General features: G+C 62.9%; 21 protein-coding genes and 1 tRNA gene. 3 read left to right on the forward strand and 19 right to left on the reverse strand.

All coding sequences use genetic code 11. The features are described from left to right. Positions 1-31: 31 nt before the first annotated feature. Together tatC and tatA are read right to left on the reverse strand one after the other, a co-directional pair. Positions 32-886: a twin-arginine translocase subunit TatC gene (gene tatC / locus CURSPS6_RS03820; protein ID WP_030014260.1), complete on the reverse strand. Its 855-nt coding sequence runs from the start codon at positions 884-886 to the stop codon at positions 32-34. An 89-nt stretch (positions 887-975) separates the two neighbouring features. Then, entirely contained in the window at positions 976-1,281 is a 306-nt protein-coding gene (tatA, locus tag CURSPS6_RS03825) for a Sec-independent protein translocase subunit TatA (protein WP_082470040.1), read from the reverse strand. Between tatA and CURSPS6_RS12485 the strand changes: the two genes are divergently transcribed. Further along, on the forward strand, positions 1,280-1,618 hold the full coding sequence (locus tag CURSPS6_RS12485) for a hypothetical protein (RefSeq protein WP_152978048.1): 339 nt from the start codon (positions 1,280-1,282) through the stop codon (positions 1,616-1,618). The genes tatA and CURSPS6_RS12485 overlap by 2 nt on opposite strands. 44 nt (positions 1,619-1,662) lie before the next feature. Here the strand turns inward: CURSPS6_RS12485 and CURSPS6_RS03835 are convergent, their stop codons facing one another. The 17 genes from CURSPS6_RS03835 to CURSPS6_RS03915 form a co-directional block, all read right to left on the reverse strand. Continuing rightward, on the reverse strand, positions 1,663-3,738 hold the full coding sequence (locus tag CURSPS6_RS03835; protein ID WP_030014265.1) for a helix-turn-helix transcriptional regulator: 2,076 nt from the start codon (positions 3,736-3,738) through the stop codon (positions 1,663-1,665). 42 nt (positions 3,739-3,780) lie between these two features. Continuing rightward, positions 3,781-4,176, reverse strand: a complete 396-nt coding sequence (locus tag CURSPS6_RS03840; RefSeq protein WP_030014266.1) for an FKBP-type peptidyl-prolyl cis-trans isomerase — start codon at positions 4,174-4,176, stop codon at positions 3,781-3,783. Positions 4,177-4,220: 44 nt separating this feature from the next. Beyond that, the gene (locus CURSPS6_RS03845) at positions 4,221-5,192 is read right to left on the reverse strand and encodes an FKBP-type peptidyl-prolyl cis-trans isomerase (RefSeq protein ID WP_030014268.1); all 972 of its coding nucleotides are present in this window, start codon (positions 5,190-5,192) and stop codon (positions 4,221-4,223) included. A gap of 99 nt (positions 5,193-5,291) precedes the next feature. Further along, entirely contained in the window at positions 5,292-6,725 is a 1,434-nt protein-coding gene (gene pafA / locus CURSPS6_RS03850; protein ID WP_030014269.1) for a Pup--protein ligase, read from the reverse strand. A gap of 5 nt (positions 6,726-6,730) precedes the next feature. After that, entirely contained in the window at positions 6,731-6,931 is a 201-nt protein-coding gene (locus tag CURSPS6_RS03855) for a ubiquitin-like protein Pup (protein ID WP_030014270.1), read from the reverse strand. A gap of 21 nt (positions 6,932-6,952) precedes the next feature. After that, the gene (dop, locus tag CURSPS6_RS03860; protein WP_035810171.1) at positions 6,953-8,539 is read right to left on the reverse strand and encodes a depupylase/deamidase Dop; all 1,587 of its coding nucleotides are present in this window, start codon (positions 8,537-8,539) and stop codon (positions 6,953-6,955) included. Next, the gene (gene arc, locus CURSPS6_RS03865) at positions 8,536-10,245 is read right to left on the reverse strand and encodes a proteasome ATPase (RefSeq protein ID WP_051687603.1); all 1,710 of its coding nucleotides are present in this window, start codon (positions 10,243-10,245) and stop codon (positions 8,536-8,538) included. Before arc ends, dop begins: the two co-directional genes overlap by 4 nt. Positions 10,246-10,271: 26 nt before the next feature. Then, a complete protein-coding gene (locus CURSPS6_RS03870) occupies positions 10,272-11,321 on the reverse strand; it encodes a tRNA (adenine-N1)-methyltransferase (protein ID WP_035810173.1) in 1,050 nt (349 codons plus the stop codon). An 86-nt stretch (positions 11,322-11,407) separates the two neighbouring features. Then, the gene (locus CURSPS6_RS03875) at positions 11,408-12,508 is read right to left on the reverse strand and encodes a site-2 protease family protein (protein WP_051687604.1); all 1,101 of its coding nucleotides are present in this window, start codon (positions 12,506-12,508) and stop codon (positions 11,408-11,410) included. Between the two features lie 6 nt (positions 12,509-12,514). After that, the gene (gene mshC / locus CURSPS6_RS03880) at positions 12,515-13,813 is read right to left on the reverse strand and encodes a cysteine--1-D-myo-inosityl 2-amino-2-deoxy-alpha-D-glucopyranoside ligase (RefSeq protein WP_030014278.1); all 1,299 of its coding nucleotides are present in this window, start codon (positions 13,811-13,813) and stop codon (positions 12,515-12,517) included. A 35-nt stretch (positions 13,814-13,848) separates the two neighbouring features. Continuing rightward, positions 13,849-14,679 carry an undecaprenyl-diphosphate phosphatase gene (locus CURSPS6_RS03885; RefSeq protein ID WP_030014279.1) on the reverse strand — a complete coding sequence of 277 codons (831 nt, stop codon included), beginning with the start codon at positions 14,677-14,679 and terminating at the stop codon, positions 13,849-13,851. A gap of 209 nt (positions 14,680-14,888) precedes the next feature. Next, on the reverse strand, positions 14,889-15,209 hold the full coding sequence (locus CURSPS6_RS03890) for a hypothetical protein (RefSeq protein ID WP_030014280.1): 321 nt from the start codon (positions 15,207-15,209) through the stop codon (positions 14,889-14,891). 85 nt (positions 15,210-15,294) lie between these two features. Then, a complete protein-coding gene (locus CURSPS6_RS03895) occupies positions 15,295-16,257 on the reverse strand; it encodes an L-lactate dehydrogenase (protein ID WP_030014281.1) in 963 nt (320 codons plus the stop codon). A gap of 166 nt (positions 16,258-16,423) precedes the next feature. Beyond that, positions 16,424-16,512: transfer RNA gene (locus CURSPS6_RS03900), tRNA-Leu, on the reverse strand. A gap of 101 nt (positions 16,513-16,613) precedes the next feature. Beyond that, on the reverse strand, positions 16,614-17,627 hold the full coding sequence (locus tag CURSPS6_RS03905) for a MaoC/PaaZ C-terminal domain-containing protein (RefSeq protein WP_051687605.1): 1,014 nt from the start codon (positions 17,625-17,627) through the stop codon (positions 16,614-16,616). Beyond that, on the reverse strand, positions 17,627-18,964 hold the full coding sequence (locus CURSPS6_RS03910; RefSeq protein WP_030014283.1) for a 3-oxoacyl-ACP reductase: 1,338 nt from the start codon (positions 18,962-18,964) through the stop codon (positions 17,627-17,629). The genes CURSPS6_RS03905 and CURSPS6_RS03910 overlap by 1 nt, the downstream gene beginning before the upstream one ends. Positions 18,965-19,000: 36 nt before the next feature. Next, positions 19,001-20,305: an acetyl-CoA C-acetyltransferase gene (locus CURSPS6_RS03915; RefSeq protein WP_082470044.1), complete on the reverse strand. Its 1,305-nt coding sequence runs from the start codon at positions 20,303-20,305 to the stop codon at positions 19,001-19,003. Between the two features lie 139 nt (positions 20,306-20,444). On the opposite strand from CURSPS6_RS03915, the gene CURSPS6_RS03920 reads away from it, so the two are divergent. Together CURSPS6_RS03920 and CURSPS6_RS03925 are read left to right on the forward strand one after the other, a co-directional pair. Beyond that, positions 20,445-21,146 carry a TetR/AcrR family transcriptional regulator gene (locus CURSPS6_RS03920; protein ID WP_160319771.1) on the forward strand — a complete coding sequence of 234 codons (702 nt, stop codon included), beginning with the start codon at positions 20,445-20,447 and terminating at the stop codon, positions 21,144-21,146. Positions 21,147-21,202: 56 nt separating this feature from the next. Next, a complete protein-coding gene (locus CURSPS6_RS03925; RefSeq protein WP_051687607.1) occupies positions 21,203-23,365 on the forward strand; it encodes an acyl-CoA dehydrogenase in 2,163 nt (720 codons plus the stop codon). The last annotated feature ends 50 nt before the right edge of the window (positions 23,366-23,415 follow it).

Raw genomic sequence — 23,415 nt, forward strand, 5'->3', positions numbered from 1 at the left:
CGCCTCACAGGGCCTTGATCAAACCGGTGCTCTACTTCGTGGACTCGACTCCCAAATCCTTCAGGCGGGCATCCGGAGTAGCTTGGTCGGCTTCCGTTCCGTAACTTTCGGCCAGTTTCGCATTCTTCTTGTCACGACGCTTGTCGTTATTGATGCAGATGACGATGGCCAGGAAGAAGAGGAGCAACAACGGCGCCATGAGGTAGAACATGGTCATCACGTCCGTGCCGGGCGCCGTCATGGCGGCGAGGAGCGCAACGATGACCACGACCCATCGCCATGACTTCAGGATCGTCTTACCGCGGATCAGCCCCATCATGTTGACCCCGACAAGAGCCACCGGGACCACGAAGGAGATGCCGAAGGAAAGAATCAGCTTGACCACAAAGGAAATGTAGGTTTTGGCCTCGATGAAGTTCGATTGGCCTTCGGGCGTAAACGCGGTCAAGGTGAAGACGGCGGCCGGCATGCACAACCAGGCAATGAAAATGCCCAAGAGAAAAAGAGGAACGGAAACCCCGATGAAACTCATCGCATAGAGTTTCTCTTTCTTATGCAGTGCCGGCATGATGTAGGCCCACAATTGATACAGCCACACGGGCGAGGCGAGCACCAACCCGATCGCCAGCGATACCTGAACCATCACGTCGAAGGCCGATGCGACGCCGTTGAAATTGATGCTGGCGTGGCGCCCTTGCTCCGTGGCGATCTCGGCGATGGGCTCGGTGATCGCCTTCATGACGGGATTGTAGAAAAAGAATCCCGCGACGGCCCCGATGACGGTCGCGATGGCGGCCTTGATCAGGCGATTGCGGAATTCGCGGAGGTGTTCCCGCAACGCCATCTGCGCCTCGGGATTACCCTTCCGGCTATATTTTGATGCCATGAGCTCTTATCGTCCTTGACTCAACACGCGATATCTCGCATAAAGCGGGCCATGCCGCATGGCATGGACCCGCTCTTCGAGAACGTCGATCAGTTGTGCGACGTCCCCTGATCTCGGACGTTCGGCTCACCGGTCGCTCCGCCCGGGGCGTGCGAACCGGCGGGCTTCTCCTCGCCGTTAGAGACGACTTCGCCGTTGACGACGTGTGACTTCTTGGAACCGTCACGGCCGTCCGACTTGTCGTCCTTCATTTCCTTGACTTCAGACTTGAAGATGCGCATGGACTGACCCAGGCTGCGTGCCATGCCGGGAAGCTTGGGAGCTCCGAACAGCAAGAGAATGATGACCAGAAGGATCACCAGGTACAGGGGGTGGTCGAAGAGCCTACCGAGCATGAGTATTTCCTTTCTTATCGCCTCGGAGCAGATCCCTCATATTCTGGGGCTGCCCAAGACGGTCACGCCGCGCGATGCGCTGGGCGACTTGACGATCGTGTCGCGTCGAGCGTTCGCGAAGGTAGTCCTCGCGAGCTTGGTGAATGGGAATCAGGATGCCTGGCACCGGTGCCTCACGGATCCCCGTGGCCACGGAACTCGACGCCTGCTCCCACCTGTTTGTCATATCTTCCCCGAGTGTGCCGACCTCGTCCAACATCGTGAAAAATCGCCGGGCGACCTTCCACAGCAACCAACCGAGAACGACCGCGGATATGAGGACGAGGACCGTCCATAACACTATCCAGAACCACCAAGGCATGCCCCCATTATAAACACCCATCACGGTCGCGTTCCTTGATCCTGCTCGTCGCGCGGGTCACGCAGCCGTGCCTCGATCCCTCGCCGTCTCAGTTCTTGACGCCACGAGTCTTCCCAGGTCTGCGATTGCCACAGGGCAAGATCTCCACCGTGGTGAATCATCAGTCGATATAAGCTCAGCCAACTCAGAACCCTGATCTTGCGGATGTGTCCCTCGAGGGCCGCCCCGTCGGGAAGCCTCAAGTTCACGTAACCGACGAGCGATCCTCCCACCACCGTGGACAGTTCAGGCCGGGAACCGTTGATCCACAGATAGGTCGTGGGCTCCTCCGCTGTTTCGCCCGCCGAGGTAGCACCGTGGTCGCGCGTCGAGGAGGGGGCCTCGTCGGCTTGTTGCGGCTCTCGGACCTTCCGGATGGATTCCACGCGGAACGTGCGCAAGCCCCCGGACCGTGCGGCCGAGGCGGTCACGTACCAGGTGGACCCGTTCGAGTAGACGTCAAGGGGCCGAATCGCACGCCACGCGGCCGTGCTCTGGGAGCGTGACCGGTACAGGATCTCTATCGACTCGCCGGAGCTCGCGGCTTCGCGCACGGCCGCAAGACGCTCGGCGGTCTCCGGCTCGATGTGGATCGACAGCTGCTCCGCACCAACCCTGGCCTGGTTGGCGGTATCGGCGAGTTTGCGGCCGATGGCGCGGGTCGCCTCGTCGAGGTCCGGGCTGATCTCCCCCAGGAGCTGAAGAGCTAACAGCAGTCGTAGCGTCTGTTCCGGGGCCAGATTCAACGGTTGATCGAGGTCCCGCGGTAGCTCCACGTGGACGACATCGTCCTGGGCATCGACCCTCAAATAGGCGCTGCCCAGGAGTTCGTCGCCCGCGTTGGCCAGCGCGTGTAGATCTCGCGTGACCTGCCGTTGCGGGACTCCTAGGTGCTCGGCGAGTTCGGCCGTGGTGCATCCGGTGTGCGATCCCAGGTAGGAGGCCAAGTCCACCATGCGAACGAAGCGCCGATCGCTCGCTTCCCGGTTGCGCTCCTTGCGGGGCGGTTGAACCTCACAGTTCGAGTTGTAGGCAGACGAAACCTGTGTCTGTCGCGTCAGCGCCTTTGCGGTCAGATTCTTCGCTCGGTCCCGCACCTCTGCCTCGGTGAATCCCGTGTGTCGGGGAACCGTCAGCCCAACGGCCCCGCCGAGTTCCGCGATGCACCGAATCAGCTCGCGAACCTCGGGAACGTCGACCTCCGCGGTGGAAAAGTCTCCGCCTTCCGCATCATCCGCGCCGAATCCCTCCGCGGTCGGATCCGGCCGTCGGACACCGGCGCCGGCCTCCACCCAATCCATGATCATGGGCCACGCGGGTGTCGGAAAGCTCAAACGAATCCGGGGGTTGGGCGCCTCGGAGACCCCCTCGAGCGCCCGGGACATCGAGAATCCGGAATCGGCACCGGGCAAGGAGGTTTCCTTCGCCACGACCCGGCCTATCCTGGAAAGCCGGAACATCCGGAATGCGTCCCGGTCGGCGTCCCACCCGCCGAGATACCAATGCCCAAAGCGTTGGCCCACGCCCCAGGGCCTGACCCTTCGCTCAGAAGATCGGAGCGATTCGGCGCCCCGGTAGAAAAATTCCACCTCGTAGCCCTGCGCGAGGGCTTCGAGGACTATATCCAGGTTCTCTCCCCCACCGACCAGCCGTGGCGTCAGCTTTGCGTTAGGTTCCATCGAATCTGCGTGATCCCGGTATCCCAGCCGACGGACCGCGCGGTCGACGTCGCGGGCGTACTCGGGGTCCGACCAGAGCCTCGCGGCGATGCCGAGAGTCAGCCTCTCGGAGGGGGTAAACGGCTCCCCGGCCAGCCACAACTTGTCGCGGTCCAGGCTGTAGACCGTTTCTCCCATGACCTGGCTCGTCTTCAAACGCATTCCGAGCCGACGGAGGGCAGACTTGTCGCGTTCGAAAGTTCTCTCGAACGCCGCTTCTGAAATCGCACGCCGATACGCGTCGATGCTCTCCCGGATCCGGCTCCTGGATATGGGCCGGTCCCGGGAGACCAACAGACTGTAGAGGGCGAAGAGCCGTTCGGGGACGGATGCGGCCATGAGGCTACCTGCGGGGCCGATGGCTCGGCCCCGAGTCCTTTCCTAGCGGGCGTCGACGAGGTCGACCACGAACACGAGAGCCTGATTGGGCCCGATCGCGCCGCCGGCCCCGCGCTCACCGTAGGCGAGCTCCGAGGGGATCTCGAGACGCCGGCGTCCGCCGACCTTCATCCCGATCAGCCCCCGGTCCCAGCCTTCGATGACCTGACCGACGCCGGCCTGGAACGCCAACGGCTCGCCGCGGTTCCACGAGGCGTCGAATTCTTCGCCGTCTTCATAGGTCACGCCAACATAGTGGCACTGAACCTGGTCGCCCGGAGAGACTTCGCGTCCGGCGCCCACGACGATGTCGGTGATTCGCAGTTCCGTCGGGACCGGCCCTTCCGGGAAGTCGACCTCGGGTTTGCTGCGGTCAAGATTGCGTTGTCCAAATGACATGGGGTTCCTTTCCTGCGGTGTGTGGCTGACTCGAGGTCGCCACTTTACTGAGTGCCGCCCTGTTGCTGGGTACCTTGCTGAGCTGACTGCCCCGAACCTGCCGGATCGGCCTTGGAAGTCCCCAGGATGTCCACGACGAAGACCAATGGACCGGCGGGCTGTTGCTGGGCGTTGGCGCCCAAGGACTCCTTGGTGCCGTAAGCCTTATCGGTGGGCACCACCAGGAGGACGCGGTCGCCGACCTTTTTGCCCTTGAGCCCTTCCGTCCATCCCTTGATGACCTGGTTGAGCGGGAAGCCGGTCGGGTCCTTGGTCCAGTTCGAATCGAACTGTTTACCGTCCGACCATGTCACACCGGAGTATTTGACGAAGACTTGGTCGCTCTCCTTGACCTCGTCGCCCTTTCCATTGATCAGGTTCTGGGAGGTCAACGTGGTCGGATCGGGCTGCCCCTGGGGAATGGAGATCTCCGGGCCGCTGTCCTTCATCGTGACCGAGGGCAACCCCTCCTGAGCGGGTACGGGGTCTCCTTCCGCGGACTTCTTGAGCTTCTTGGACACGCTGTAGATCTCCACCGCGCTGGCGTCAGACCCACCCGACTGTCCACCGCTGGAATCATCCTGCGGCTTCTTGGCATAGGCGAAAGTGGCGCCAACCTTGGTGTCCTTCAGAACGTCATAGACCTTCGGAAGCTTCTCCTTGAGATCGTCATTGATCGTGATCGGAATGGGGGCTCCCGAATACGTATCCCCCTGGCTCTTCTGGTCCGCGCCGTTGAAGACGGCGGCGTTGACGAGGATGGTGTCGCCCTTGCCGACCTTTTCGCCGTCGCCGTCCTTGAGCTCGCGCGTCGAATCGTCTTTGACGGTCAGCGGAGTCTCGAAGGAGATGGACGGGGCCTTATCCGCGCCTTGATCCTTGTAGTCGATCGAGTCGAGGCCATGGCTGTTGCTGCAACCTGCCAAGGCAAGCGCCAGGGCGACGGTAGCGGCCGAGATTTTCAGGGATCTACGCACTGAGTATTTTCCTCACTGTGGTGGCTGAGATTGGCGTGTGGTCGTGTCCGGGGCACGGCGCCGACTCTAGATGAATCGGCAGGGAATGTCCTGGACGTGTTAGATCAGCGGCGGCATCGGATGGGCGCGGTCGCGGGTGGCTTCCTGCATGAGCTGGATGGAACGTTCGACCTGTTCGTCCGTCGTCGCGAAGGGATCCTGACAGACGTGGGACATGGACGGCATCTGATTGATTTTGTAGTGCACCCAATCCACGGTGTAGTCGAATCCGCCATGCTGCGCGGCCGCGATGAAGCGTCCTCGCAGTTGAGCCCGGGTCTCCGGGGGCTTGGTCTCCGCTTGGGCAACGGTGTTTTCATCGACCCACCGACGAACCTGGCCCTTGCGCTCGAGCAGGTAATAAATGCCTCGTGAACGGTTGATATCGTGATACGCCAAGTCCAATTGCGCGATCTTCGGGTCGGAATAATCCACCCCGCGTTTGGCCGCACTGCTATCGAGGATCTTCTTCTTGATGGCCCAGTCGATTTCGGTATCGATGCCCGAGGTGTCTTGGCGCTCGATAGCTTCCAGCGTGCGTTCCCAAAGGTCCAGAATATATCCGGTCTCGTCGCGTCGTGGGCCGTGCTCGGCCACGAAATGTTTCGCCGCCGCAAGGTAGTAGCGCTGAAGGTCCAGGCCGGACATGAGCCTGCCGTCCTTGAGCTCGACGGTGGCCCGCCCCGTGAGGTCGTGCGAGAGGCTCCGGAGCGCCTGGCCGGTATTGGACAGCTCCAAATCGTCCAGTTCCGAATGCTCCTCGATCATCTGAAGGATGATGTCGGTCATTCCCAGCCGAAGCAGCGTGGTCGTCTCCGACATGTTGGAGTCGCCGACGATGACGTGCAATCGACGGTATTGAGACGCATCGGCGTGCGGCTCGTCACGGGTGTTGATCAGAGGCCGAGACCGCGTGGTCGCCGACGACGAGGCCTCCCACACGTAATCTGCTCGCTGAGAGAAAGAATAGGAGGCTTCCCCCGATCCGGGAGAACCCTGAGCCTCGGGCGGCCCCGAGGGATGGACTCGCCCCGCGCCAACCACGAGTTGGCGGCTCACGAGGAAGGGAACGAGGAACCGGACGAGTCGGGAAAATTCGGCCTTGCGCGAGAGCAAGTAATTCTCATGAGACCCGAATGAATGGCCGGCGGAATCCACATTATTTTTGAAAAGGTGCAGACGCCCGGCCATGTCTTGCGATGCGAGGGACTCCTCCGCGTGCAATGCCAGACGCTCGAAGAGTCGTTCCCCGGCCTTGTCCTGCCTCACGAGGTCGGTGAGGTCGGCGCATTCGGCGGTCGCGTACTCGGGGTGGGAGCCCACATCCAGGTACAGACGGGCCCCGTTGTCGAGGAAGACGTTGGAGGATCTCCCCCAATCCACCACCGGACGGAAAAGCTTCCGGGCGGCCTCTTCCGGCCCCAGGTGACCCATCCCGGACATCGAGTACCGAATGCCGAATTCGGTTTCTATGCCGAAAATTCTGTTCTTCATGCGGCCTACTGGCCGCCCTTCTGAACGAACCCACGGACGTAGTCCTCGGCGTTTTCCTCGAGGACGCTGTCGATTTCATCCAGGATGCTATCGGTCTCGCTGACCAGATCTTGGTCGCCGTGACTAGTGCCCTGGATCAGGCTCTGGTCCTGCTCCTGGGTATTGTCCTGGGACGATTGTTGCGAAGATTCGCGAAATTGTGCCATGTCGAAATAGTCCTTTCCTCGTCACTGAATCTTACGGAGCCCAAGCTTCGATAAAGCCTGATGGGCGCTCTGGCTCGAGGCGATCACCCGATCCGTTTCGGACCGGGTCCAGCGCTCTGGGTCATCCATGAGCCACCGGTGTCTCCGATCGGTGTGCGGGTCAGCAACCGTCAACACGTCCCACCCCGCCGACTGGATCTGGTGAGGCCATCTCCCCAGGAGCTTTCCCCGAAGAAAGGCGCGCGTATCGGCCGGTGGCTCAACCGCGGCGGCATCGATGCGATCCTGTGGGATCAACGTCTTCATTCTTCCGAGGGAAACCAGCTTGCTATACAGGCTCTTCGACGGCCTTAAGTCCGCGTATTGCAGGTCGAGCGCCTGGATCTTGGGGCTCGCGATGTCAACGTCTCGATCCTGGTACTGCCGGATCAAGGCCAGTTTGGCCACCCAATCGAGCCGGTCGGCCATCGACAGAACATCCTTCTGCAAACCGTCGAGCACCTCGAACCAGATGCGGAAGATCTTCTCGGACGGCTCGTCGCGCCATCCCTTCCGGTCGGCCAGGTCCAGGGCGGCCTCGGCATAGGCACGCTGGATCTCCAGCGCGGTCATCCGGCGCCCGTCTTTGAGCTCTAGCAATTCCTGGAGACCCAGGTCGTGGCTGGTGCGCCGCATCGCCTGCACGGGATCGGCGAGCTGGATATCGGGGACGGCGTCGTGCTCGATAAGGGTCAGGACCGCGGCAGCGCTCGCCAGTTTCAGCAGATTCGACGTGTGGGAGAGGTTCGAGTCCCCCGTGATCACGTGCAGGCGTCGGAAGCGATCTGGATCGGCATGCGGCTCATCGCGAGTATTCACGATGGGCCGACGTATCGTCGTTTCCAAACCGATTTCCCGTTCAAAGAAGTCCGCTCGCTGGCTGATCTGAAAACCAGGGCGGACGTCCACCGCACCGATTCCCGCGCGACCCGCCCCGGTGATGACCTGCCGGGTCGCGAGATACGGCATGAGGTGGCGTGCCAAGTGACGAAAGTTGACCGAACGCGGCACAAGGTAGTTCTCGTGGGCCCCGTAGGAGACCGACTTGTTGTCGGTGTTGTTTTTGTAGAGGTATATGGCCTCGGGCCAGGAGTCTCCGTAACGGCCCTGAACCGATGAGGCGGCGGCCGCGGCGACACGGTCACCGGCGAGATCCCACGCGATCGCGTCCCAGGGATTCGTGGTCTCCGGTGCGGAATATTCAGGATGCGCGTGGTCGACGTACAGTCGGGCACCATTTGGAAGCACCCGGTTCATGACGGCCCGGTCCCAGAACGACCGGTTCAACATGCCCGGGGTGTCTTCAAAAGCCTCGCGTGCGATGTCTTCACTGGTCAGGACGTGACCTTGGTGGGTTAGCTGGCTCGGGTGGGCCTCGGAGAGGCCCATGTTGAAGCCGCGCGCGTCGTCGAGGGGGGATTCCGATTCGTAGTCCCATCCGGCCTCTGCGGCCGCGTGCGGATAGCTGTCGACGACCAACGTCGAAAGCACCGACTCGTTCGCGGAGGGTTTCTCGGGACAGATGACGCCGAACTCGGTTTCGGTCCCCATGATGCGCTCGAAAATCATAAGGTCTCCCGTGCATCGTGGCCGAGATCACGGCTCGCGGAGGGGATCTCGATCCCCGAGAGCGGAACGGAGTGACCGATGCGCCCGAGCCAGTCCTCGACATCGCCTCGGGAGGCGGAATCCCTCTGCTGCAGGAATTCCGTTCGGGCGCTGTCGCGCAAATGCTCCAGGGTCATGCCCCTGGCCCCGTCGTCAAGATACGCCTTAATGGCCAATTTCTTGGCCCGGTCCACGATGTTGTGGATCAGGGCGCCCGACAGGAAGTCAGACCAATACGCCTGGATTCTCCGACCGTCGACCAGGACGGCGTCGAGATAACGGTGAGACTCGTCCCTCGTGAAGATGTCCTCGACCACCGAGCGGATCATCGCGGCGACGACCGTCTCGCGATCCCCGTGGTGTCGTTCGATGTCCTCCTCGCGCAGCGGAAGCCCGCTGTGGACGTACAGCCCAAAAATCTCCTCGGTTCCTTGCAGATCCGGGCGATCGATGCGCACCTTGACGTCCAGGCGACCCGGGCGAAGAACGGCGGGATCAATCATGTCTTCTCGGTTAGTGGCCCCGATAACGATCACGTTATCCAAGGATTCGACCCCGTCGATTTCGGCGAGCAGCTGAGGCACGATCGTGGTTTCCACGTCGGAAGACTTTCCGGCGCCCCGGGTCCGGAAGAGGGACTCCATCTCATCGAAGAAGATCACGACCGGATTGCCCGCGGTGGCCTTGTCCCGTGCCCGGGCGAAGATCGCACGAATCTGACGTTCCGTCTCCCCCACGAACTTGTCCAGCAGCTCGGGACCCTTGATGTTCAGGAAGTATCCGCGCAACGACCCGTCGTTCGACTGTCCGGTCATCCGATCGGCGAGCGATTTGGCCACCGCCTTCGCGATCAGGGTCTTACCGTTTCCGGGAGGCCCGTAGAGAAGGATTCCCTTCGGAGGCTTCAGATCGTGTTCTCGATACAGGTCGGGATGCAGGAAGGGAAGCTCCACCGCGTCGCGAATCTGTTCGATCTGGGCCGTCAGGCCGCCGACGTCTTCATAGGAGACGTCGGGGGTGTCCTCGAGCACCAGTTCCTCGGCATCGGTCTTGGGAACGACCGACAGCGCTATCCCGCTCGCCGAATCGTAGGAAACGGCGTCCCCGATCTTGACGTCGACGTCTTCGAGGTGCCCAGAGCGGAGGACCACGACTTGGGTGTTCGAACCGGTGCCCAGGACGAGTCGGTCCCGGCCGAGAAGCTCCCGCACGCTGGCGATTTCGCCCGTTGCCCGATACCCGATGCAGGCGCAGGCGCCCACGGTTTCGGTGAGGAGGACCGTCATGCCGACCTTAACCTCGTCCACATCGAGGATCGGGCTCACCGGAACGCGCACCCGTCGGCCGCCCATCACGACGTCCAAGCTGGCCTGCGTGGCAACCAGCGGAGAGACATCGTCGCTCAGCGACGCCGAGGACAAGTTCCTGCGATTGACCTGAACCACTTGGGCTTGGTTCATGGGCGCTTCGAGGTCTTGGGCGATGGCCTGTTTGAGTCGTTGGATATCGCTGCGCGCGCTCTCCAACGCGCGGACCAACTTGTCGTTGCGTAACGTCGATTCCTTCAACTGCTTGTTGAGGTTGAGACGTTGGTCGCGCAAGACGTTGAGCTGCCTCAGGGTCATCTCGTGGTCGCGCGAATTAATCGTCGGTTCAGTTTCGGCCATGATTCTATGGTCTCACCGCAGGAGTACTACTCTCCACTACTGTCCGCATCGTGTCCGTGGCGAGCCGCGTTCTCCGCCTGACGCTGAGCGTCTCGCCCCGCGCGGCGCAACTTTCGATCGGACACGTTCCGTTCCCCCAGGGCCGTAGGGGTCCACGCGTTCATATCCTCTTCCGTGAAGTCCGTCTTCGAGGCGCGGCGCTTCGGTGCCAAACGTTGGGCCCCGTCGGCGAGGCGTCGCGCCGAGATGAGGAATCCCGTGTGGGCAACCATGCGGTGGTCGGGACGGACCGCGAGGCCTTCAACGTGCCAACCCCGGACCATGGTCTCGAAGGATTCGGGCTCGGTAAACCGACCGTCCGCGCGGATCGCCTCGGCGACGCGCGAAAGCTGGGTCACCGTGGCGACGTAACACATCACGACGCCGCCCGGTACGAGCGCGGTGCCCACCGCGGAGACACACTCCCAGGGGGCCAACATGTCCAAGACGGCGCGGTCCACCGATCCGGGCGCTTCGTACTCCCCCAGCTGCTCCGCCAGGTCGCCCAGGGTGAGCTCCCACGCGGGGTGGGGACCGCCGAACATCGTCTCGACGTTTCCGGCGGCGATATCCGCGAATTCTTCGCGTCGCTCGAAGGACCTGAGGTGCCCCGCATCGCCGATTGCGCGGAGGAGGGAAATGCTGAGTGCTCCCGATCCCACTCCGGCCTCAATGACTCGGGCCCCCGGGAAGATATCGGCCATGGTGATGATTTGGCCGGCGTCTTTGGGATAGACCACCGCCGCTCCGCGCGGCATGGACAACACAAAATCCTTCAGCAGAGGCCTGAGAGCCTGGTAGTGAAACCCCGCGGAGTTGGGGATCACGGTGCCCTCGGGCTGTCCAATGAGATCGTCGTGGAGGAGGACACCCCGATGAGTGTGGAACTCACCGCCGTCGACCAGGGTAATCGTGTTCATGCGGCGACGTTCGTCCGTCAGCTGCACCCGCTCACCGGCTCGAAACGGCCCCCTGCGGTTCTGGGCGCCCGTGACAGATGGGGCCTGCCCCTGTGGTTCCGAAGATTCTGAGGCCATCTCAGTGCGACTCCTGACGATTCGTGATGGGAATGATTCGCGAACCATTCTTGCACGTCCCCGGCCTGCTCCCGGACGGTCGGGGATCAGCGCTGTTGGTTTCGTCGGACTGCGTCGATCACGTCGGCCTCGAAGAGGACCTTGGGCGGGCCGCCCCACGAGGCCACCGGCCAGATCCGACCGGGGAGCTGGGCAATATGCGACACAAGGGCCTGGCCCTGAAGCCCGGCCGGAACCGGGCGATTCCAGGTGACCGTGACCATCAGGCTGTCGGCCACAATCTGAGCGTCCCCGGTGGCCCCCGCCTCCGCCATGGCGGTGGCATCGACGATCCCCTGGGGCGCGCCACCGTCGTCGGTCACCACATAGACCCCGCGCGGATCGTCGAGCGGGGGAAATTCACTCAGCGGTTGATCCCGTGTGACTCGCGTGGTGGGGCGCGCCAAGGCCGCGACGGACAGGCCGTCGACCGCCTGGCGCAACCGAACATTGCGGAGGGCCTGCGAGGAGCCGGCAACCACGATGAAGGCGACCATCATGGTCAACACGATCATGCCGACGTTGTGCCAGGTTCCCGACACCACCAGCCAGGCCACGAGGCCCAACGCCGTGAGGTAACCCACGACGGCGGCGGTGCGCGTCCCGATATCTCGGTTTCTGGTGATCTTCCAGGCGATGGCTTCGACCGCGTATCCCCCGTCCAGGGGAATGCCCGGCAGGAGGTTAAACAGGCCGACGAATCCATTGGATGTCGTGATGAGGTACAACACGAGAGCCGACCAGCCGGTCAGGTCGAGGACGGAAAGGAGTCCCCAGCCGATTCCCGCCAGGACGAGGTTGGCCACGGGACCCGAGAGCGAGACCAGCGCAGATCGGCCAGCGCTCGACCGCGCCGACTGAAAAGTGGTGTGACCACCCATGAGCGTCAGGTTGATTCCCCCGACGCTCCAGCCGAAACCCTTCGCCACGAGGGCGTGACTCAGCTCGTGGATGAGCACCGAAACGGCCAATAGAACGGCGAACGTCAACGCCGCGAGGTAAGCACCCGGGCCCAGCCACGCGAACCTGTCGGCAAGATAGCTTCCGTATCCCACCACGATCAGCACGGTCAGGAGGAACCACGATCTCGATAATCTGACCGGGATTCCCGCTATGCGACCGATGAGATAGCCTTCATGACCGTTCATGGGTTCTCACAGTGCTATGCCGAGGCGGGCTTCGACGACCCGCGCGACCTCGCGTCGGTCTCCCACGGGCTGGCCGGCTTCGGCCTTCGCGACCCAGGTGTCGATGGCGCGGACGGCCTCGGGGGCGTCCAAATCACGGGCCAGTGCCGCTCGCACCGCATCGATCACCGCGTCGCTGACCTCCGTGTGAGAATCGGTGGCCTCCGCGGACATCGCACGGCGCCATGCCTCGAGCCGCGCTTGGGAGTCCGAGAGCAACGAGTCCGTCCAGGACCAGTCGGACCGGTAGTGATTCGACACGATGGCCAAGCGGATCGCCGCGGGTTCGACGCCGTCGTGACGGAGCGTCGAAACCAGCACCAAATTTCCCTTGGACTTGCTCATCTTCTCGCCATCGAGGCCGACCATTCCGGTGTGCACATAGTGGTCGGCCATGCGCTCGCCGGTCATGGCATACGCGTGTCCGGCACCCATCTCGTGATGCGGAAAACGCAAGTCGTTGCCGCCGCCCTGCACCGTGTACGGCATCCCCAGGAACCGTTCGGCGATGACCGTGCACTCGATGTGCCACCCCGGACGACCGCGGCCGAGCGAGGCTCCGTCCCATGCCGGCTCCCCCTCACGGTGGGCCCGCCACAGCAGGGCATCGAACGGGTCCTTTTTACCGGGGCGTTCCGGATCGCCGCCGCGTTCCGCAAAGAGTGGTGCCATGTCCCGTTCGGAATAGTGAGACACGTACCCCAGGAACCATCGTGCCGGTTCGTGGTCCGAATCGGCGGCCGCCCTCACACTGAAGTAGACATCGCCGTCGGGATGAGACGTACCGGAATCGTCGACGTAGCCTCCGGCCCGGTACGCGTAGCCATCGTCGATCATGCGTTCGACCCAGGGGACGATCCAGTCCACCGACTCCGTGGCGCCGATGTAGTGTTCGGGCGGTATGACGTTGAGCGCCTCCATGTCGGCCCGGAACAGATCGGTCTGATCCTCGGCGAGTTGTTCCCATTCGACGCCGGTCTGCGCTGCACGCTCCAGAAGTGGGTCGTCGACGTCGGTCACGTTCTGCACAAACGAGACGTCATATCCGGCATCCAGCCATGCCCGGTTCAACAGGTCAAACGCGACGTACGTGGCCGCGTGGCCCATGTGCGTCGCGTCGTAGGGCGTGATGCCGCAGACGTACAAAGACGCAGAGGCGCGATCTTCGGGCAGCTGAACGATGTCATTGAGCCGCGAGTCGAAGATCGACGGCACAGGTCCGGTGGTCTGGAGTGCTGGAATGTGCGGTGCGGACCAAGTGCGCATGGGAACCTTTCGGGTGAGGACGAGTGTGTGTGAGGCTACGCGGCAATGACGCCGGTGCCGAGGAGCGCGAAGACGATCACGCCCGCCGCGATGCGGTACCACACGAAAATGCTATAGCTGTGATTCGAGATGAACTTCAAGAGCCAACCGATCATCACGTATCCCACGGCAAAGGCAATCACCGTGGCCAACAGGGTGGGCCCGACCGAATAGAAGCTGTCAAAACCATCGGACAGCGACTTGGCGAGTTTATAGAGACCCGAAAGAAAAACCGCCGGAATGGCCAGGAGGAACGAATAGCGTGTGGCGGCCCGACGGGTATAACCCAGAAAGAGACCGGTCATGATGGTTCCGCCGGACCTCGAAACGCCGGGAATCAAGGCGAGTGCCTGGCCGAGGCCGTAGAGAATGCCGTGCTTGATATTGAGGTCGTCCAGCTTGAGCTGCTCCCTGCCGATCCGGTCGGCTATTCCCAGGAAGACGCCGAAGACGATCAGCATGGTCGCGGTGATCCATAGGCTACGGAATTCGGTATCGATGTAGTCCTGCAACAGCAGGCCGAGAATTCCGATGGGGATCGAACCGATGATGATGAACCAGCCCATGCGGGCGTCCGGGTCCTTCTTATCGACCTTGCCCCGCAGGGAAAGGAACCAGCGGGAAATGATCCGGGCAATGTCCCGCCAGAAAAACAACAGGACCGCGGTCTCGGTGCCCAATTGCGTGATGGCGGTAAACGCCGCGCCGGGGTCCTCCTTGTGCGGCAGGAGCTGCCCCACAATGCTGATATGGGCCGAGGACGAGATCGGCAGAAATTCAGTCAGGCCTTGCACCAGGCCGAGGATAATTGCTTGTAACCATTCCACGCCTCGACTCTACATACATCGATGCCCAGCCGGCCGCACGGACAAACCTTTGTGGGTGAAGTTACAGGCGGCACCGTGGTTCCTGACAGGTGCCCGACCGACACCGTAGGTTGCGAGCCCCGGTCCCGGGCGCCCCGCCAACGAAAGACGGCGGCGGAGGAGCCCGCAGGCCACCTCCGCCGCCGTCCACACCGGACCGGGACTACTCGTTATTTGAGGTCTTCGTCCTCGAGATCCCCGTAGTCTTCGTCGGGCTCTTCGTTGTCTTCGAGATCTTCATCCAGATCATCGAGGTCGTCGAAATCGTCGTCATCCTCATCGTCCTCGTCTTCGACGAAGACCTCCAGCGGGGTGACCTCGTTGAAGGCCACATAGATGGCGTCCTCGTAAACCTCGAAGGCGTCTGCGATGCCGAGGTATGCGTTTTCCACCGCGGTGTCCTGCTCGCCGCGCTTGGCAGAAAGGGCAGTTAGATGTTCTTCAAAAGCCTGAATGAGCGAGTTGAGCGCGACGCGCGGTTCGGTAGTCATGCTCCTAAACTATCCGACTTTCCCGCAGGTGGAAACACCGGCCGCGCCGAAAACCGGGTATGCCGTCGGCCACGTCCCGGTCGGCTCACAGGTTGAGTTTCGCCACGGATTTCCGGAGGGCCTCCGCGGATCGGTGGAGTCGCTCCAGCTCGTCGTCCGACATAGGCACCGACAAGCACTCGCGGACGCCGCTGCGGTCAACTACCGAGGGAACGGATAGTGCCACATCGCTCAGGCCGTGATAGCCATCCAAGACCGTGGAGACCGGAAGAATTGCGGCCTGGTCCCCCAGCACGGCCTCGACGATTCGCGCTCCCGCGAGGCCGATCGCGTAGTTCGTCGACCCTTTGCCGTTGATGACCCGGTAGGCGGCCTTCATGGCCTCCTCCGCGAGCTCCGCCCGCTTCTGGGCGGTAAAGACGCGGGTGCCGGATGCGTCAGTCCAATCGTCGATCGGGATATGACCGATGTTCGCCTGGGACCACAGAGGAAATTCCGAGTCCCCATGCTCGCCGATGATCATCGCGTGGACGCTCGACGTCATCACGCGGGCGGTTTGCCCGATCAGCAAACGCAGTCGTGAGCTATCGATCACCGTCCCCGAGGAGAAGATCCGGTGAGGCGGCAGCCCCGTGACGCGTTGCCCCACGAGCGTGAGCACGTCGCAGGGGTTGGTCACCAACATGAAGACGGCGCCGGGAGCCACCGACAACAGCTCGGGAAGCATGGTCGACAAGATGCCGGCGTTGGCGTCGGCCAACTCGAGCCGGGACTGTCCTGGCCGTTGCCTCGCCCCGGCCGTGACGACGACCATGTCGCTGTCGTGAAGGATCGAGGGATCGTCACCGCCCCGGACGGAAACTCCGCCGGCGAAGAGCGAACTGTGAGAGATATCCAGGGCCTCGGCCTCTGCGCGCGGCCCGTCGACGTCGTAGAGGGCGATGTCGGACGCCGAACCGCGGATCATCGTGGCGTAGGCCAACGCGGAACCGACACCTCCCGCTCCTACGATTCCGAGTTTTCTCGAAGAGTGATCCTGACGGTTCATGTCGGTTGCCTTTCGCCGAGTTGGCCAAAAATCCGGGCCGACGGCCCACCTTCATTATCCCACATTCGTGTTGTTTGTTGTTGGTTTGAGTGGGAATTCACGAAGGAGCGAACGGGCACCAAAAAGGCCCCGGCGGAAAACACTGTTTCCGACCGGGGCCTCATGCTGGTGCGCGAGGGGGGACTTGAACCCCCACCCTCTAATACGAGGACTAGCACCTCAAGCTAGCGCGTCTGCCTATTCCGCCACCCGCGCAGGTGATCTCGGGAGCAATCTCCCGGGCAACGAGTAATAACTTACTTGATGCGGAAGAGGCACGCAAATTCAGACCCGTTGTTCACCTGTGATGCTCGGCACTATTGCCGGTCTTCGCTCGACGGCGACCAGACCAGCTCGAAGTTTTTTCGTGCCTTGCGGCCGATTCCTCGCACGCGCCGTTCAGCGCCGCTGGGCGAGCGGTCACGCCATAGCTCGACCGTCGCCGGCAGTAAGACCGGTGCGCCAAATTCCACGTTCCACTCTCCGGGCGCGGAGGGATCAGCGGCGAGCCGTCCGAGGGCCCGTGAAGCGCAGTACATCCCGTGCGCGATCGATCCCTGGAGACCGAAGAGCTTGGCCGACGCCGCGCTCAGGTGAATCGGGTTCGCGTCTCCGGACACCTTGGCGTATTGGCGACCGGTATCCGCCGCCAGGCGCCACCGCGCCGTGAGACGCATTCCCTCCCGTGGGTCCGGGCGTGTTGAGGCAGCTGACTTCTGGCCAGCCGAGTGGCTCGAGGATTCCTTCTGCTTCGAGGAGGCTTGCTTGGACAAATACAGCGATTCGTCCGTCATGGCCAGCTCGCCCGACTCGTCCCAGATCTCGGCCAGGATCGTGACCGTCACTCCCCTGCGATGGGTCCCGAATTCTTTGACCCTCGACCTGATCTTGATCGTGCTATTCACCGCGACCGGGCGCAACTGCACGACGCTGTTTTTGAGATGGATGAGGCCCAAGAGCCGGAGCGGAAAGGAGCCGCTGGTCATGACCTCGGTGGAGAGCGGGAACGTCAGCGCGTGAAGGTACCCGCCGTGGGCGTTGGCACCTACCGGAGAATGCACCACCGCACAGAATTCCGAGTTCTTCTGGCCATCGACCCGAACGCGTCGCTCACGCGATTCGAGCGCTTCCGGGGCGGGCAGCTGGGGTCGATCCGATGAACCGTGGCCACCCCGTCGTCTCAGCTGCTTGCTCACGGCCGAGCCGATCTCCTTGGTGAGGATGCTCGCGTACATCCCGGCCGGGCCCGTGCCTTCGGAGATCTTTCCCAACCCCGGCACGGGATGTTCTTTCCGCCATCCGGCGATCGAGGAGAGTGCAGGAACCTTCATCACGCACCCACCATCGACTGTCCGCAGACGCGGAGGGTCTGGCCGTTGACGCCACCGGCCGCATTCGAGGCAAGGAACCCGACGGCTTGGGCGACATCCTCCGGGCGACCACCCTGTTGCAGGGAATTCAGCCTCCTGGCAACCTCCCGGGTAACCGTCGGCATGGCCTGGGTCATGTCGGTCTCGATGAACCCCGGGGCAACGGCGTTGATGGTGCCGCCGGCGGCCTTGAGGTCCTGAGCCATGGCGGCGACCATCCCGATGATGCCGGACTTCGACGCTGCGTAGTTGGTTTGGCCGCGGTTTCCGGCGATGCCGCTCGTCGAGGCGAGCGACACGATGTGCGGAGCAGAGCCGAGCACGCCTGAATCCAGCAGTTGCCGGTTCATGGCGAGCTGTGAGGCAAGGTTGACCGCCAGAACCGACCCCCATTTGGCTTCGTCCATGTTGGCCAGCATCTTGTCGCGCGTGATCCCCGCGTTGTGAATCACGATGTCGAGGGACCCATAATGCGACTTGGCCGCCTCGGCAATTCGTTTCCCGGCGTCCGGATGGGTGATGTCCAGCTGGAGGGCACGACCGCCCACGCTGTTGGCGACCTGGGAAAGAGACTCCCCCGCCGCGGGGACATCGACCAGGAGCAACTTCGCCCCATCCTCGTGGAGCCGACGCACGATCGCCTCTCCAATGCCCCGGGCGGCCCCGGTGACGACCGCGACCTTTCCCTCGACCGGGCGATCCGACGTGAGCTGGTCCGCCGCGGCCGCCTCGACCGTCAGCGGTTGACCACTGACATAGGCCGAACGGGCCGAGAGGAGAAAACGCAATGGTCCGGCCACGGCCTGGTCGTCGGGGCTCACTCCCGGGGCAAGCTGGAGCAGATTGCACGTCGCTCCCTTCCGCATCTCGTGCGCCAGGGACCGCATGAATCCCACGACGCCCGCCTGGGTGGCCGCGATCTCGGGCGTGTCCGAGGGGTCGGTCGAACGGCCCAGCACGACGACGCGGCCCGATGAACCCAGGCTGCGCAGCGCCGCACCGACGGCCAATGCTCCGCGCTGGAGATCGGCGGGCTTCACCGCGTCCGTGAAGTCGACGATGATAGCGCCGTACCTCGTCTTGGTCTCCGGGTGCCGCCGAACCTCAAGGTTCCAGTCCAAGAGGGTGTCGGCTAGCCGATCGGAACCGTCTGCGCCGACCAACAGGACCTTACGATCCGCCAGAAGTTCTTGGCCCGGTTCGAAACGGCGAAGCGTGACCGGTTGCGGAAGTCCGAGGGCTCCCGCAACCTTCTTCCCCAGCGATGAGTTGACGAGCTGTGCGTAAGAATCTTTCATCGTGTGTTTTGCCTCCTCGTGATTGCTTCGTCTGCGCTAGTTGCCGGGCTTGTCGGCTTCGAGAATCATCGCCACACCGAGGCCACCCGCCGCGCAGACGGACACGAGTCCGCGCTGCGTCTTACCCGTTGCCGAGGCCTGCTCGTGGAGTTGCTTGGCGAGGGACGCGACGATCCGTCCACCGGTAGCGGCGAAGGGGTGACCGGCTGCCAACGAGGAACCGTTGACGTTGAGCTTTGCGCGGTCGATGGTGCCGACGGCGTGGTCGCGACCCAATTTCTCTTGCGCGAATTTTTCCGATTCCCAGGCTTTAAGGTGGCACAGCACGGTTCCGGCGAAAGCCTCGTGGATTTCGTAGTAGTCGAAATCTCCGAGGGCGAGGTTATTGCGCTCGATCAGCTGGGGCACGGCGTAGGCGGGCGCCATGAGCAGGCCCTCTTCACCGTCGACGAAGTCGACCGCCGCGGCTTGGGCATCGACGACGCGAGCCAAAGGCGTCATTTGGTGGGCCTCGGCCCATTCCTGGCTTCCCAAGAGCACGGCCGAGGCGCCGTCGGTCAGCGGGGTGGAGTTGCCGGCCGTCATCGTCGCTTCCCCGGGAAGGCTGCGCCCGAAGGCGGGGTTGAGCTTTGCGAGCTTCTCGAGGGAGGAATCCGGCCGGAGGTTATTGTCCTTATTCAGGCCGCGGAAACCGGTGATCAAATCGTCGAAGAAACCGCGGTCGTAGGCCGCCGCCAGATTCTGATGACTCGTGAGCGCGAGCTGGTCCTGTTCCTCTCGGCTAACTTCCCACTCGGAGGTGGTGATGGCCTGGTGCTCGCCCATGGAGAGACCGGTCCGCGGCTCGCCGGTGCCCGGGGCCTGGGGCTTGATATCCGAGGGTCGAAGCGACGAGACCGCGGCGAGGCGTTGTTTGAGGGTCTTGGCGCGGGCCAGCTTGAGCAGGCTTCGGCGCAATCCTTCGGAGACGACGATCGGAGCGTCGGAAGCGGAGTCGACGCCGCCCGCGATGGCCGAATCCATCTGACCCAGACGGATCTTGTTCGTCAACCCCCACACGGTCTCCAATCCGGTAGCGCAGGCCTGCTGTACGTCGTAGGCCGGAGTTGCCGAGGACAGAGCCGAGCCCAAGACGGACTCGCGGGTGAGATTGAAGTCTTTGGAGTGCTTGAGGACGGCTCCGGCCGCGACCTCGCCCACCTGTTGACCGGCGAGGCCGTATCGGGCGGCCAGCCCATCGAGAACGCTCGTCAACATGTCCAAATTGCTTGCCGAGGCGTACGCCCCGTGTGAGCGGGCGAAAGGAATGCGATTGCTGCCGAGAACATAGGCCTGAGTCATGGATCCTCCGGATCTAGATGGGTCGGAACGACACACCTGGCGGATATGGTCCACCGACAGGTCGCGGCTGATGTCCGCGGAGCGTCGCCCCGTGTGACTGGGGTTACAAAAGACAAGAGTACCTGATACTCTGCGTATCGTGAACACCAACGACGCCGTAAAAATTCGGAAAGTGCCGCCGGCCGAGGCCGACGCCCTGGATGGGCGCGCGACTCGCTGGCAGAACCACCGCAAGGTTCGACGCCGGCAACTCCTCCGGGAAGCCCGGCACGCGATCCACAAGATCGGCCCGCAGGCCTCCATGGAAGAGATCGCGCAGCATTCCGGGACGTCCAAATCGGTCTACTACCGATACTTCACCGACAAAGCGGGGCTCAGCCAAGCACTGGGTGAATTCTTGTTGGCCGGCCTCGAACAAAGAATCGTCGAAGCCGCCGCGAACGGATCGTCCCCGTCGGACACCGTCCATCGGATGATCGACGCGTATCTCGTGATGGTTCAGCGTTCGCCATCCATCCACGAATTCGTGTCTTCGCATGCCGGTCTCGGATGGGCCCGGCCCGATGAGGGCGACGAACCCACCGCCTCGCTCGGCCTTTTCGCCGACCACGTGGCGAAAGTCCTTCTGGACTCGCTGCACAACGTGGCCGGTGAGTTACGAGGGACGGAACTCTCCGACGAGGTGACCCAGGACTATTGGGCCCGGGCGGTCGTCGGGATGGTCCAGTCCGTGACCAATAAATGGAGCCGCGCCTACGTGGAAGGTGTGGCCCCTCCCCGAGAACAAACGGTCGATCAGCTGACCCGCTGGATCCTCATGCCGTTGGAGCAAAGCCGATGACGCCGTCGCATCCATACCGTGACACACACACCACCCCAGAAGATTCAGGAGAAATCATGCCTCTGAACGAGAACACGACGCGCGCGGACGATGTCGCGCCCGCAACCCCGCACCACACCTCCTCGAAAGGCTCTCCCGAGGGAACCTCACAGGGCGCCCTGGAAGAGGTGCAATCCGTTCAGGGCCCGGACACGGCGGAGCGCATCGACGTCGAGAACCTCCACCGCCATCTGATGGGACCGTGGAAGGACCTCCGCCAGACGGTCCGCGACATCATCGAGGACCCGGCGTTGCACAAGATCGATACCCTCAGCTATCAGGACCAGCGCGAACGGGTCATGGACCAGATGAAGATCCTCGTGGACCGCGGAATCGTCCATCGCGCCTACCCCGACTATGTGGGCGGACAGGATGATCCCGGTGGAAATATCGCCGGATTCGAGGAACTCGTGGCGGCGGATCCGTCCTTGCAGATTAAGGCCGGCGTTCAGTGGGGCCTCTTCGGTGCCGCGGTCCATCAGCTCGGATCCGAGGATCACCACCGACGCTTCCTTCCCGACATCATGAGCCTCAAGGCCCCCGGCGCGTTCGCGATGACCGAGATCGGCCACGGTTCGGACGTCGCCTCCATCGGGACCACGGCGACCTATGACGCGCAGTCCCAAGAATTCGTGATCAATACCCCGTTCAAGGCCGCGTGGAAAGAATTCCTGGGCAATGCGGCCCAGCACGGCAACGCGGCAGTGGTCTTCGCTCAGTTGATCACCGCCGGGGTCAACCACGGCGTACACGCTTTCTACGTTCCGATTCGCGACGCCGAGGGTGTCAATCTCCCCGGGATCCAATCCGAAGATGACGGACGCAAGGGCGGGCTCAACGGCGTGGACAACGGCCGCTTGGCCTTTGACCACGTGCGCATTCCGCGCACCAACCTGTTGAATCGATACGGCGACGTCGCCGAAGACGGCACCTACACCTCACCCATCGATTCGCCAGGGCGACGGTTCTTCACCATGCTCGGAACCCTCGTTCAGGGGCGCGTCAGCCTCGACGGCTCGGCCGTCAACGCCTCCAAGATCGCGCTCAGCATCGCGATTCGATACGCCTATGAAAGGCGCCAGTTCTCCTCGGGCGGAGACACCGAGGCGACCCTGATGAGCTACCAGCTTCATCGCCGGCGACTTTTACCGCTCCTGGCGCGCACGTACGCACAGGCCTTCGCGCACCACGATCTCTTGTCGACTTTTGACGATGTTTTCTCCGGCCGCGAAGACACCCCGGAAAACCGCGCCGAGCTGGAAACGTTGGCGGCCGCCCTCAAGCCGTTGTCGACGTGGGGCGCGTTGGACGCTCTGCAAGAGTGCCGCGAGGCCACGGGCGGGGCGGGCTTCATGACCAAGAACCGCTTCACCTCCCTGTACCAAGACCTGGACGTGTACGCGACGTTTGAAGGTGACAATCACGTTCTCCTTCAGCTGGTGGCCAAACGCCTGCTCGGGGACTACTCCAAAGAATTCGCCGGTCTCGATGTCGGAACCATCACCAAGTACGTCTCTTCCAGGGCCGAGGATCTGGCCTTCAACCGCACGGGCCTTCGTCGGGTCGCACAGCTCATCCAAGACACCGGCACCCAGAAGAAGTCGGCCAAGGCACTGCGGGATCCGAAGTGGCAGCGCGACCTGATGCAGGACCGGGTCCACACGATGGTCGCGGAGGCCGCCGACGCGCTTCGACCCGCCAGGAAGATGTCCGCGACGGAGGCGACCAAGCTGTTCAATTCGCAGCAGGTCAAGCTCATCGAGGCGGCCAGGTCCCACGGAGAACTTCTCCAGTGGGAAGCCATGACCGAGACCCTCGGAAAGCTCGAGGGACACACCGCGCAGGTCATGACGTGGCTTCGCGACCTCTTCGGCCTGACCCTGATCCAGAAGAACCTCGGCTGGTACGTCTCCTACGGGCTCATCTCGACCCAGCGCGGTCGGGCGCTGGACGAGTACATCAACCGCCTCTTGGACAAGGTCGAACCGTATTCGTTGCAGCTGGTCGAGGCCTTCGGCCTGAAACAAGCTCATCTTCGAGCGGACATCTCCAGCGGCCTCGAAGAGGTTCGTCAGGCGGATGCCGAGGAGTACTTCCGTAAGCTCCGCGCGTCGTCGGAGGCTCCCATTGACGAGAAGACCCTCCTGAAGTTGAAAGGCTCCGGCAAGCGCAAGAAGTAATCGGTCCGGGACCGGCGCACCTCGGCAATCTCCATGACGCGGGACGGATC

The organism is Curtobacterium sp. S6, from assembly GCF_000710345.2.
GTDB lineage: Bacteria > Actinomycetota > Actinomycetes > Actinomycetales > Micrococcaceae > Rothia.

What these genes read in the sequence shown, in the direction of transcription:
- CURSPS6_RS03855 (WP_030014270.1), bottom strand. Translation starts at nt 6,931, where the DNA reads ATGGCACAATTTCGCGAATCTTCGCAACAATCGTCCCAGGACAATACC.
- CURSPS6_RS03910 (WP_030014283.1), bottom strand. Translation starts at nt 18,964, where the DNA reads ATGAAAGATTCTTACGCACAGCTCGTCAACTCATCGCTGGGGAAGAAG.
- CURSPS6_RS03925 (WP_051687607.1), top strand. Translation starts at nt 21,203, where the DNA reads ATGCCTCTGAACGAGAACACGACGCGCGCGGACGATGTCGCGCCCGCA.
- CURSPS6_RS03895 (WP_030014281.1), bottom strand. Translation starts at nt 16,257, where the DNA reads ATGAACCGTCAGGATCACTCTTCGAGAAAACTCGGAATCGTAGGAGCG.
- CURSPS6_RS03835 (WP_030014265.1), bottom strand. Translation starts at nt 3,738, where the DNA reads ATGGCCGCATCCGTCCCCGAACGGCTCTTCGCCCTCTACAGTCTGTTG.
- CURSPS6_RS03915 (WP_082470044.1), bottom strand. Translation starts at nt 20,305, where the DNA reads ATGACTCAGGCCTATGTTCTCGGCAGCAATCGCATTCCTTTCGCCCGC.
- CURSPS6_RS03905 (WP_051687605.1), bottom strand. Translation starts at nt 17,627, where the DNA reads ATGAAGGTTCCTGCACTCTCCTCGATCGCCGGATGGCGGAAAGAACAT.
- CURSPS6_RS12485 (WP_152978048.1), top strand. Translation starts at nt 1,280, where the DNA reads ATGAGTATTTCCTTTCTTATCGCCTCGGAGCAGATCCCTCATATTCTG.
- dop (WP_035810171.1), bottom strand. Translation starts at nt 8,539, where the DNA reads ATGATTTTCGAGCGCATCATGGGGACCGAAACCGAGTTCGGCGTCATC.
- CURSPS6_RS03840 (WP_030014266.1), bottom strand. Translation starts at nt 4,176, where the DNA reads ATGTCATTTGGACAACGCAATCTTGACCGCAGCAAACCCGAGGTCGAC.
- tatC (WP_030014260.1), bottom strand. Translation starts at nt 886, where the DNA reads ATGGCATCAAAATATAGCCGGAAGGGTAATCCCGAGGCGCAGATGGCG.
- CURSPS6_RS03870 (WP_035810173.1), bottom strand. Translation starts at nt 11,321, where the DNA reads ATGGCCTCAGAATCTTCGGAACCACAGGGGCAGGCCCCATCTGTCACG.
- CURSPS6_RS03890 (WP_030014280.1), bottom strand. Translation starts at nt 15,209, where the DNA reads ATGACTACCGAACCGCGCGTCGCGCTCAACTCGCTCATTCAGGCTTTT.
- pafA (WP_030014269.1), bottom strand. Translation starts at nt 6,725, where the DNA reads ATGAAGAACAGAATTTTCGGCATAGAAACCGAATTCGGCATTCGGTAC.
- mshC (WP_030014278.1), bottom strand. Translation starts at nt 13,813, where the DNA reads ATGCGCACTTGGTCCGCACCGCACATTCCAGCACTCCAGACCACCGGA.
- tatA (WP_082470040.1), bottom strand. Translation starts at nt 1,281, where the DNA reads ATGCTCGGTAGGCTCTTCGACCACCCCCTGTACCTGGTGATCCTTCTG.
- arc (WP_051687603.1), bottom strand. Translation starts at nt 10,245, where the DNA reads ATGGCCGAAACTGAACCGACGATTAATTCGCGCGACCACGAGATGACC.
- CURSPS6_RS03875 (WP_051687604.1), bottom strand. Translation starts at nt 12,508, where the DNA reads ATGAACGGTCATGAAGGCTATCTCATCGGTCGCATAGCGGGAATCCCG.